The following is an 11,411-nucleotide window of genomic DNA, read 5'->3' on the forward strand; positions in this document are numbered from 1 at the left end:
AGCTGACCGTTCTTTTCCAGGGGATTAACTGATGCACTTCAAAGTTGAATGCAGGAAAGATATAAACAGAAGCTTATAATTTAACCAAGCTATAAATGCGACTAGATCAGCACCGGGCATTGTCGCTATCCCAACAAAGTCAAACCCTGATAAGTGCAACATCTACTCTTTTCTATAAATAACCCTTTTGGGATTTAAGAACTCAATTCAATATTCATTGCATCTGACTACGACAGTGAAAATTCTCATAACTACGATGAAACTATCGTTATTTGCCCCCCCCAAATAGAGGGGGCAACGGTTACCAGAACTCTAACACCTTAACTTCCAGCAGCATTATCCTGTGTGCTTACTATTCGCAGCTACCACTACAATTCAGCCAGACTCCAGAAGACCGTCAAAGCAGCTCCAACAGTCAGCAAACTCAAATAGGCCAGCCCAAGAAAAGAGTATTTACACAGGGTTCGGAACCAGCCCTGCTGATATACACGCTTTTGCATCCAGAATAGGTATATAGGTACCCAGAGAACTAACAACACCAAAAGGCCGTCAAAAATTGAAGAAACAGCAGCATAACCACCCAGCTGTTCGCTCACACTGTAAAAGAGATTAGCTATCAGAATACTTAAACAAATAAAGGCATGGCTGTGCAGCGCTACGATTAAGTGTTCCATATAAAGCCGGTGCTTGAAGATATAGAGCACCCAGAGCATCATGGCAAATATCGGCAGCATTATTATCAGAGTTGAAGGAAGCGCGCCCAAAAATGCTTTCTTAAATCGATTGGGGTCCTCCATCACTCTCTCTACATTTTTATGAGCGTTATCTACTTTCTTGTTAAGCCAGTCCTCCACAGAGTGTGGAAGCCATTTAAATTGTAAAAACTCCTCGTCTAATTCTGTAATGGTATCATTCAATCCGGAGGTTATTTCCTCTTTAGTGATGTTATCCGAGTCATTGGGTTCTCCGTTGATCCCTCTCAAGTTATCATTGAGCGCGTTTAAGTCCTTTTTAAAATCAACCTGTTCGTTAACAAGATCATGTTCAATTTCTTCCAGAGTGGCAGCCAGGACACTATTACCAGTATGCTCCTCTTTGACCTTTCGGATCTTTTCGACGGCATCGTCATAGCCTTTTCCAGCCGATTCAACATCCACTGCTACGGCTTCATTGTTACCAAAGTTAATAGCCCAATCACTATTTAACTGGGTGACAAAAAAACTGGTAATACACAAAAAGATAAACAAACGTACAGGACTTACATAACGTACCCGACGACCAGAAAAATACTCAGCGGTTAAAAATCCAGGCCGAAGGAATAGTGAAGGCACCGTCTTCCATGTGCGAGAATCAAAGGCCAGCAGAGTGTCAAAGAAGTCTCCAATCACTGAAGAGAAATGACGTACCATTCCTTTGACTGGTTGGCCACAGGCGTAGCAATGCGGACCCAAAATCTCGCTATGACAGTTGGCGCAATGGCTTATTTTCTGATCTGAATGATCTGCTGATGCCGCAGTGCTCATTACCTCTTACCCTTCGACAATGAAAATTTTATTTTCTGATTTACCCGAGAAAGACTCTCTAGCTCAAGTATCAGATAACGAGCGAGAATAGAAATACCTCAAATAGCAGAACCCTACTAATACCCCGGTTTCCAAATTGAATGCAAATTTATTGGTGACCTGCAAGTATTGGGAAGAGATAAAAAAACACACCTATCACTAGGCACGTTTCATAAGGTATTTGGCGGTCATTGCCGAGAATTAGTTATCCAGAAGGAAACGCGCAATAGTGCGCACACCGTGACCCTTAGCTCCGGGGGCCCACTGGTCATTGCCACTGGGCTGATAGGAACCGGATAAATCCATATGCACCCAGTTACGACCTTTATCCCGCACAAAGCGTGCAAGGAAAGAAGCGGCCGTGGAAGCTCCCGGGCTACCTTCAATACCCACATTGGCGATATCGGCAAAATTGGACGGAGTCTGCTCCAAGTGGAAATGTTCCAGAGGCAGTCTCCAGGCCTTTTCATTTTCCTCACCAGCTGCGGACAACACTCTCTGTGCGGTGTCATCTTCAAAGCTGAATACAGAGTTGAAGTCACGGCCCACCGCCATCTTTGCCGCTCCGGTCAAGGTAGCGGCATCCAATATCCAACGTGGCTTCTCTTCCGAGGCAGCGATCAAGCCATCCGCCAGTACCAAGCGTCCCTCGGCATCGGTATTCAGTATTTCCACTGTGACACCGTTTTTGTACTCGATAATATCGCCTAGCTTAAATGCGTGCCCCGAAATTAGGTTTTCCGCACAACAGAGATAAAGCTTAATTCGTTTGTTTAAACCCCTGGCAATTGCTAAGGCCAGGCCCCCGGTAACCATCGCAGCACCACCCATATCCGACTTCATCGTCGCCATATTATTGGAAGGCTTAATGCTGTAGCCACCGGAATCAAAGGTGATTCCCTTACCCACCAGGCACATATCAACCGTCGCCTGTTCATCGCCACCGGGGTTAAAATCCAGCTGCAGCATCACTGGCTCACGCACGCTGCCACGCCCGACATTGTGGATACCTACAAAACCCTCACGCAACAGATCATCACCCGCTACTATGCGGTAGCTCACTGCAGTCGGCGCAAGCTTCTGTAACATTTCTGCAGCGCTCTCCGCCAACACACGTGGAGAGACTTCTTCTGGAGTGCCATTGGTAATTTCGCGTACCCAGCGGCCGGCATTCTCGCGCGCAGATAACTCTTTTAACTCGGCCGTATCCTCTGTTGCCCAGTCAATTTTATTAGACTTGCGAGGATTGAAATACCCTGCCCAAAAAGCCCAGCGACTCTCCAGGTCCCAATGTTCACCACTGAGGACAACTTCAGTAATTCCCATGCCATCGAGCTTACGCGCGCCTCTTTGCGCCGCCACCAGAGCCGCGCCTTTTGCCGCACTGATATGAATATTTGCAATGCTACCGTCAAAACTCAGTAGTGCCGACTCTCCCCAGGGCTGCTGGGCGGGGCCCTCAACCAAATGAACCTGCATAGCTTTTGTCATACAACACCTTTATTGAAACTTGTGTACCAATTTTATCGGCAAATCTCCCGCATTCTAACAGCACATCAAAAATACTTGACGATTGCACCGCCACCTAGTCGACAGATAAACTGTGAACCAGGACAGAAATATACCTTCGAGTAATGAAATTCAGTAGAGAAGAATAAATGGCTGATTCCTGCCACTACCACACCAGTACCGATGCATCCTGGCAGTGCCAACCTTGTCGCCGCCACTACTGTAGCGAATGTATTCCTGGCGCCAGGGCCAACTACCACGGACAGGGCCCCGACTGCCCTCTTTGTCGGGTACATCTTGAATATATTGGCACCAGTAACAGCGCTAAGCCCTTTTGGCAAATGGGGCTGTTTTATTTTATTTATGCTTTAAAACCTGGTCCGTTAACTGTAATGGCTCTGGCAGCTGTCGGCAGTTTGGCGGTCACCTCGCTGGGCCTTCTCAGTATTGTGGCCCTGGTAGCCATTGTTGCTGTGGTATCCCGTTACAACCTGTTAGTTATCGAAAAATTGGCTGGGGGCCAACTGGAAGCTCCTGCACTCACCGATGCGCTGGATGGCAATGGCGCAGTACTTTTACTAAAAATTATTGGGATGACGTTATTCGCTGGATTTATCGGCTACAAGCTGGTGCAAATTACCGGAAGCGAAAATGTGCTGCAGTTATATGCCATTACTCTTTCTCTTTTGGCGCCTGCAGCAATGATCGTTCTGGCGGTAGAACACAGCCTGAGATCCGCGATAAATCCCATCAAGTTATTGCATTTTACCCTGATCATTGGCTGGCCCTATTGGTTACTATGGCTCACCACCAGTGTTATCTCAGCCGCTCCAAACTATCTGATAGTAATTGTTGCGGACAAACTCCCCGGCTGGTTGGTACCGCCTTTTATTGCAGCCAGTACCAGTTATTTTTATATCGTCACCAGCGCTATCATGGGGTATATCTGCCTGTCCCGACAGCAAAAGCTGGGGATCGTGGCGGAGCTTGACGATGATGAGAACTACCTGGAAGAAAATGAGTTTCTGAGAGCTCGCGCCCAGGCAGAAGCCCAGATATATATGCGCGAGGGGGACTTCAAAGCCGCACGTCAGGCACTCGTGGAGGGTTTGCGCCGTTTTCCCAATGACGAAGTCCTTAACGAGCGTTACTACCGCCTGCTGCTGGCAACCCAAGATCAAAAAGCCCTGCAGGAATTGGGCCCGCATATTTTGGAAAAATTTGTGCAGATCAATCGGCCTCACAAGGCTGCGGAACTCTACTTAGCCACAGAGCCCGCGCCTCCGCTGCGAAAACCCGAGGTACGCCACGCTCTGGCCCAAGTGTTATACCAGCAGCATAAATACCCGCTGGCCGCCCAGCTGTTAAACAACCTGCACAAAGAACCTTACCCACAGCTGGATGCCGCCTATTTGCTATTAGCACAGGTGTATATGGATGGACTCAATCGGGAAGACCTAGCCGTGAAGCTACTGCAGTTTGTCAGACAAAAATTCCCAGACAGTACTCTGCGCCCCCAAATAGATACCTTATGGAAGGTGCTTAACGACACAGTTCGGGCACATTGAGGCGCAAGGGATAATCGTCTACCGTGGCGGTTATCCCCATCAATTGACCTCAGACTTCGCCCGCTACCAGTGCTTTAAAGCCTTATTCCACAGATACAATCCTTTGGCAAATACGTTGTAAAGCCTATTCAGACACCACCTCATGCCCGGCAGCTTTGATACTTTTGCCTTCCATTGTTCTCTGGGCGAATTTTCCCAAATCGCTATAAAAGCTTCGTAACCTACGCGTACAGTTCCATCGGTATCCACAACGTGAAGTCGCTCCCGTACAAATTCCAGTTCGGCATTTAACTGTCGCGCCTTTTCCTCATCCAGATGAATATCCTCCCATTCTATTTGGCAGGCAGTGGATTTCTTTTTCTGTGCGGTAATACCCGCATTGCAAACCGGGCAGGCAGAGTTGTAGAGCACGCGAATTTTGGGCGGCATAGCAGGCGGTATGTCCTTTCGTTGAGGTGTGAAACGTTACTTCGGGTGTTCGATATCCGCTCGGTTGACCAGTTCCCAGGGAAGGCCTGCGTTGCGATAAATTCGCTGGTTTTTATCCGGGTAGTCGGCAACATCGTGGGGCAGCCGTTGACCGACAACAATACAGTGGAGGGTTTGCTCCCCCACATTGCGCATCACATGGGGCGGTCCACCGGCCGGATAGCCGATAAAATCGCCATTGGAAACCGAGTGAATATCGTCGCCAATACGCACCTCGGCAAGCCCCTCCAGAATATAGACACACTCATCTTCAAAGTGATGGCAGTGAAATTCTGTCGACTCGCGACCCGGCTCAATCTCAATTAGATGAAATCCCAAGCCGGAGATACCGGTAAGATCCCCGAGGGACTTATTGCGACGGATCGCATTGGGGTTGAGGAAGTGCACCTTGTGCTCCCCCTCCATATCCAGGATTTCGGCTTTGGTTAAAATATACTGGCTCACGCTCTCTCCCTTTCCCGATAATTTTTATTAGGCTTGCCCGAAAGCCGCCATCTCCTCAGCCAACTCTTTCATTTCCCGGGCGCGGCCCTCCTCTCCCAAGCGGCGATAGTAATTAACCAGGGCCATACTCAATTTGGGTATCAAGGGATGGTTCACGCGCTGCTGCCTCAGGCGGCGCAAAAGCTCCTCCAACCAGGGCCAATCCTTTTCCTCGGCTGCGCGCCTGGCCATCAGTAAATTGGCCTTTGCCGTCAGCGCTCTAGGTTTCTCGGTCGCCGCCAAATAGCGGCGATAAGCTATCGTGAGGGTATAACCACTGAGTGCCGGGTTCGCGGCCTGGGCGAACAGGGCGAGATTGGCCCGGTGGTAGCCCTCGCTTTCCGGTGCCGCCGCTGTCAGTTCGATATAGCGTTCGATCAATGCCAGTGCCTGCGGGTACTGCCGTACTGCAGAGGCTGCGGCTTCGGTGGCCTCCAGGATTTTCCCCTCTTCGACAAAGCGATCAACCCGTGTCATCGCCATTTTTTGCGGAGATGGGGCCTCTTCTGTATGTGGCATTGGCTGCACCGCCGGCCGCCAATAGAGCGCCAATAAAGTCAGGGCGAAGCCCGCGAGTAACCCGCCGGTATGAGCCCAGTAGGCAATACTGGTATCACCGTATAAGTATCCGAAGATCTCCTTACCCAGCCACAGTGGTAGTACCAGTAACGCCGGTGCCGTGAATTCCCCAAACATAAATCCGATGGTGTAGAAGAAGCGCAGGCGTCGCACCCCGTAGATCGCCACAAACATACCCATGATCGCCGATACGGCACCTGAGGCACCGACCATCGGCACCTGACTGCCGGACTCCACCAGTATATGCAGCCCGGCAGCGGCCAAGCCTCCCACCAGATAAAGCCCGGTAAACCAAAGTCCGCCCAGCGCCAACTCAACTGAAAGACCAAACAACAACAAGAACACCATATTTCCGATCAAGTGGTCCCAGCTACCATGTAAAAACATGTGGCCAAACGCTCCAGTAATACTCGGAGCTGCTGGAGTCAGTCCCAGTGCGATACTGCTGACCCGATCCCTCAGCTGGGCAAACTCCCGCCTCTGCCGCAGCCACTCAGTTTCACCTTCCGCATCGAGCTTGGACAACAACCAGTGGTGGAATTCGGGATTTCCCAGTGACTCGCGATAAAAGAACTCCTCTCCTTCCACATCCATCTGTGCACGCCATTCCGGATGTACTTCATTGACGTACATCAGAAAGCGCTGCTCTTCAAAATCCGGCAAATCACTCTCGAAATAATAATCTTCCGCTGCTTGCCAACGGGCTTCATCGCCGCCCTGATAAAAAATAAACATCAGCACATTGATGGCGATCAACACAAAACACATCAATGGTGGCCTGCGCCAGTCGGGCTTGTTCTGAATGGGGATGATTAGCACGGGCGTTTCCTTATTGTGATTTGGTCAGCGCCCTGGGAGACAACGCAGCAACACCAGTGGATAGAGTTTCGCCAACAAAACAGCCGACAAGTTGAAAAGTACTACGCATGTTGAATAAAACTCAAGCGCGATATTAAGGTGGCAGCACCGCTATTTTCGTGTGGGTCTGGCGATCATCGCCGGAACATCCCAACTGCGCAGGTGCAGGTCCCGCTGCGGGAATGGGACTTCGATACCTTTCTCGCGAAACTCGCGCAGCAACTCAAGGTTATACAGCGCGTAAGAGTCACCCAGCGAGGTGACCATATTACTGTTTACCCACACCACCAATTTGAAGTCGAGGGCATTTTCTCCAAACCCCATCAACCAAACCTCTGTTTTTCGCTTCCAGTCTGTGTGAGTGATATTCACCCGAGCGGCAGCCTCCAGGGCGGCTTCCCGTACCAAATCCGGGTCTGACGCATAGGAGACACCGAAAGACACATGAATCCGGCGCACAGGGTCATCTAGCGTGTGGTTAATCACCCTTCCCGCCACAAACTCCGTATTTGGCACCAGGATATCCACATTGTCCCGGGTGGTAATACGGGTAGAGCGGACATTGATATCACGGATTCGCCCAAAAACTCCCGACTCCAGTTCCACCAGATCGCCCACTTTCAGCGGCCGCTCAAACAACAGTATCAAACCGGAAATAAAGTTGGAGAAGATCGCCTGCAAGCCAAAACCTATACCCACCGACAGGGCCCCTGCCACCAGTGCCAGCTTTGAGGTGTCTAGGCCCAGCATACTGAAAACAACGATCAGTGCGACGGCAATAAACGAGTAGTGCAGTACCCGCCCCAGGTTATACATGGAAGATTCACTGGCGTGCTGCCTGCGCACCAAGCGACGCAGGAAGGCCAGGGTCAGCCCCGACAGCAATCTGGCACCCACCAGCACCACAATGATCTTGGCAATCAGTCGCGGTGTTATCGGGTTCTGGGCAATAGTAAACAGCTGATAGTCCGCCAGTTTGCGCCAGCGATTGTAAGCCTGTCGGGCGCTGAGTGAGATCCTTTCACGGACCGTCGCCCACCATCCCTGGCGCTCCCGGTACACCTCGAGCTGCGCTTTTTCATAGCGCTGGATATCCTGCTCCAGGTCATTGGCTCGGGCGAGACCGCTGCCAATTCGTTCGAAGTAAGCCCACCAGCGGCTCAGATCCTCATCTTCTTCATCTTCGCGCCAGGCAACAACCTGACGCTGGCGCACAGTTAATTCCCGTGACGTACCCTCAATCACCGTGTTGGCATTTTCCAATAGATCGCGGCTGATAATCAGCGGGCGCTCTTCTGCTTCTTCGTTCAATACATCATTGATCGATTGCAGTAATTCACTTTTCCGCTTATCCAGCTGTTCTTCCAGAAGATCAACCTCAAGTTGCATCAGGGTGAGGTCTTTTTGCATATTGATGATGGGATCGGTGGAGGGCTCGGTGGTACTTTGTATACTGGTACGTGTCGCCGAAATTCGCTCAATCTTCTTATTTCTGGCGACTATCTCCTTTTCAATTTTCTGAGCGTCTACACTGGAGGACACCAACGTATCCAGCATCAGGCGCAATTTAATTTCGGCTTCCTCAATTTTATCCCGCCAGGTTCCCAGGAAACTGTTGACGGTGCTGAGCTGCTCAATAATATTCAAATGATTGATCTGTGCCAGCAGGAGTGCCTGGGCAGCTTCATCCTCCTCCCTACCGCTGGAATCTCGCAACACAATCACTTGTTTACGCAATAGCGACAACGACTGGGACTGGGTTGATTTGAGCTGGCGCGCCTCCAGCTCAACGCCCTTTAAGCGCCGCCGCCCACGGCTGATGGCAGCGTCAGCCTTGGCCCACTCTAATACAGTGGGGTTTTGCGGGAACTCTACATCTGGCATCAGGGATACTTTCAGATATTCCTCACGCTTGTTCCAGGTAATTTCAATACCATCCAAGCTCTGAGTAATCTTCTTGGCACCTTCCTGTAATGCCTCATCTTCGGGCAACTCTTTTTCCCAGGTCTGCCAACTCTTTTGAACTGCCGCCAACCATTCCCGCCGCTGCCCCGGCGTGGCTTTGGTCCAACCGGTCCACCAGTCAGCGGAAAGATCGGCAAAATCCGGCACCACCGGCTGAAATTCTTTTGGCTTGGTACCCGGCAATTGAGCTGAGGCTGACACAGACAGGCAGGCTGCCGCAGATATCAGCAGGACTAAAAGGAGTAAACGAAGAAGATAAGGTTCTCTGCGGGCAATGCGAAGGGGGATTAAAAAGCTGACACCCACCATAAAGAACATCTATCCGTGAAGAAAAATCCGGCAAAAATGCCGAAGGCGCCTACCGGGCCATATTGTTCAGTGTAGCCGAGGCCATTGAGCACCCCAGGGCATTTATCGGCTGTCGGCTGTCGGCTGTCGGCTGTCGGCTGTCGGCTGTCGGCTGTCGGCTAGCAATACTATGTGCCGGCACCAACCCTAGCCTATCGCCCACTTTGTCTTCGACGTAGGCACCTGCGATAGGCCTTGCGATATTGACGCAGAGCGCTTTCGGAAACTTTTCCCGGCCTTGTTGTTCTCCGCAATAAATTTGCCGCCCGCGCCTCACAATAAAGCTCGCGATCCCGTCGGTTCAGTTTTTTAGTGCCTGGGCGGTTGAATGAATATCCCGGGGGATAGGCACGCGGATAAATTTTTTTCTTTGGTGCCAAGGGATTGCGGTTGATGTGCTGCCAATTGGCCGGCGGCGTAACCACTACATATTTACCGTCTTTGTGATCTAGCAGAAAAAAAGTGCCATTGCCCGCGAGAATGTATCGCCGACGACCAAGGGAAAAAGCAGTACCTATAGGCACCCTGGACACCCGCGCCCCCAGTGGCGGCTCCACGCGAGTATAGGCATCAGGTCCTTTTCGGTAAAAATAGCCGTCTTTATAGAAATAGGTTTGGTTATTCACTTCAACTGGCTGAGTACCCGCAGGCAAGCGGTCTAGCCGCACCTGGGCAAGAGAAGTAGAAATACAAAGTAACAACAGCAAGGGAAACAGGAGACGCATTGCTTACTACCATTAGTAAACTGCCACCTTCAAAGGGTATTGTGAGAGAACGTTAAGCCCAAGTTTATCTTGAATAACAGAACAGAATTCCAGGCCTGCATTAACGGCTTAGGCGGGGAGCGGGTACTGGCCTGCAGGGGAACATCGCTCTCTACTCAGGCCACCCAGACACACCGAGAACTCAGCCGGAATGCACGGAAAATTGTATCGCTACAAAAAAGGTCTGTGGCCATGCTTCCGAGGAAATAAAGTCTTCGCGAAGCTTACCGCTATATCCATCAGAAAAATAATGATGCCTTTTGGCCCATACTGCCGGCACTCTACCCCGCATCGGTATTAAAAAAGCCCCCCCATTCATGGGCATAGCAGGAGGGCAGTGGCTTTTGGCTGTCTGTTTGTATCGCTTGTAGCGTAGAAAACCCAATACAGGGTTATGTTGAAGCGGAATTGAGGCCTAGTAGCGCCAGTTTACACTCAACTGTGCTTGGCGCGGTGCACCGTAATAGCCTTGGCTCCAATAGAGGCTGTTGAAATATTTCTCGTTGCTCAAGTTGTCAATATTGAGGTCAACCGATAGAGACTCAGAAATATCATATTTGGCAAAGACGCTAAGCAGCGTATAACTTTCCTGCTCTACGCTTACGAATAAAATTCACGGTTGCGGAGGGATTGGCGAGGCCTGTCGTTAGGGCTGCCGCACCTTTAACCACTTCAACCTGCTCAAAAATAGCAGTGTCCTGATGGCCTTGAGATAGGTCGGAAGAAAAGGGAACTCCGATACCATCGTATTGGAAGTTCACAATATCAAAGCCGCGAGCGGTGTAATAAGTACGATCTGTCTCAACATTTTCAGCTTCAACCGTCATGCAGGGCAAAATCCTGGATCTGCGCTTGGGAGACAGCGGTCACAGCTTGCGGGGTATCGTACACCGTCAGGCTCAGACGGGAAGCTGTGCTAGTTTCCTCCTGTTCACCATATACACTGACTTCTTCCATGGATTCAGCAGACCCGGCAAAACTCCCCAGCGGAACGAGCACAGCCGCAGCAACCCAAACCGGCAATACTTTTTTCTTTATTGGACTGTTATTTTTCATCGGCTAAAACCTCATTCAAGAACCAGTAAATAGCGCAGGCGCCATAATTAACACCTATGCTATTGGAGGAAGACATACCGGGCAATGTAAATGGTTATCATTTACACTCGCATACCACTTAAAAATATAAACCCGAGGGTGGCATTTTATCGGCGGGGCAAGGCGGGACTTTCAGGGCGAGCGCTCAATAGTGCCCCCCCCCTGAAGAGGTAGTTGGGGAGAGAGAATAG

General features: G+C 50.5%; 10 protein-coding genes. 1 reads left to right on the forward strand and 9 read right to left on the reverse strand.

Annotated features, from left to right (window positions below; genetic code table 11):
* Window positions 1–368: 368 nt before the first annotated feature.
* Window positions 369–1,523, reverse strand: coding sequence for a DUF3667 domain-containing protein (locus MO867_RS10045; protein ID WP_252466279.1), 1,155 nt, complete (start codon window positions 1,521–1,523; stop codon window positions 369–371).
* 240 nt (window positions 1,524–1,763) lie between these two features.
* Window positions 1,764–3,053, reverse strand: coding sequence for an aminopeptidase PepB (pepB, locus tag MO867_RS10050; protein WP_252466280.1), 1,290 nt, complete (start codon window positions 3,051–3,053; stop codon window positions 1,764–1,766).
* Window positions 3,054–3,220: 167 nt separating this feature from the next.
* Here pepB and MO867_RS10055 point away from each other — a divergent pair, with 167 nt between their 5' ends.
* Entirely contained in the window at window positions 3,221–4,639 is a 1,419-nt protein-coding gene (locus tag MO867_RS10055; protein WP_252466281.1) for a hypothetical protein, read from the forward strand.
* A gap of 63 nt (window positions 4,640–4,702) precedes the next feature.
* Here the strand turns inward: MO867_RS10055 and MO867_RS10060 are convergent, their stop codons facing one another.
* The 7 genes from MO867_RS10060 to MO867_RS10090 all read right to left on the reverse strand — a co-directional run bounded on the left by MO867_RS10060 (window position 4,703) and on the right by MO867_RS10090 (window position 11,181).
* Window positions 4,703–5,068 carry a thiol-disulfide oxidoreductase DCC family protein gene (locus tag MO867_RS10060; RefSeq protein WP_252466283.1) on the reverse strand — a complete coding sequence of 122 codons (366 nt, stop codon included), beginning with the start codon at window positions 5,066–5,068 and terminating at the stop codon, window positions 4,703–4,705.
* Window positions 5,069–5,104: 36 nt separating this feature from the next.
* Complete coding sequence (locus MO867_RS10065) at window positions 5,105–5,572, reverse strand: cupin domain-containing protein (RefSeq protein WP_252466285.1); 468 nt, start codon at window positions 5,570–5,572, stop codon at window positions 5,105–5,107.
* Between the two features lie 27 nt (window positions 5,573–5,599).
* Window positions 5,600–7,009: a rhomboid family intramembrane serine protease gene (locus MO867_RS10070; RefSeq protein WP_252466286.1), complete on the reverse strand. Its 1,410-nt coding sequence runs from the start codon at window positions 7,007–7,009 to the stop codon at window positions 5,600–5,602.
* 150 nt (window positions 7,010–7,159) lie between these two features.
* Window positions 7,160–9,322 carry a mechanosensitive ion channel domain-containing protein gene (locus tag MO867_RS10075; RefSeq protein WP_252466287.1) on the reverse strand — a complete coding sequence of 721 codons (2,163 nt, stop codon included), beginning with the start codon at window positions 9,320–9,322 and terminating at the stop codon, window positions 7,160–7,162.
* Window positions 9,323–9,513: 191 nt separating this feature from the next.
* Entirely contained in the window at window positions 9,514–10,086 is a 573-nt protein-coding gene (locus MO867_RS10080) for a DUF6515 family protein (RefSeq protein WP_252466288.1), read from the reverse strand.
* A gap of 608 nt (window positions 10,087–10,694) precedes the next feature.
* Window positions 10,695–10,952 (reverse strand): TonB-dependent receptor plug domain-containing protein, encoded by a 258-nt coding sequence (locus MO867_RS10085; protein WP_252466289.1) that lies wholly within the window; start codon window positions 10,950–10,952, stop codon window positions 10,695–10,697.
* Complete coding sequence (locus tag MO867_RS10090) at window positions 10,942–11,181, reverse strand: hypothetical protein (protein WP_252466290.1); 240 nt, start codon at window positions 11,179–11,181, stop codon at window positions 10,942–10,944. Before MO867_RS10090 ends, MO867_RS10085 begins: the two co-directional genes overlap by 11 nt.
* Between the last annotated feature and the right edge of the window lie 230 nt (window positions 11,182–11,411).

The organism is Microbulbifer okhotskensis (assembly GCF_023895975.1).
Lineage (GTDB): Bacteria > Pseudomonadota > Gammaproteobacteria > Pseudomonadales > Cellvibrionaceae > Microbulbifer > Microbulbifer okhotskensis.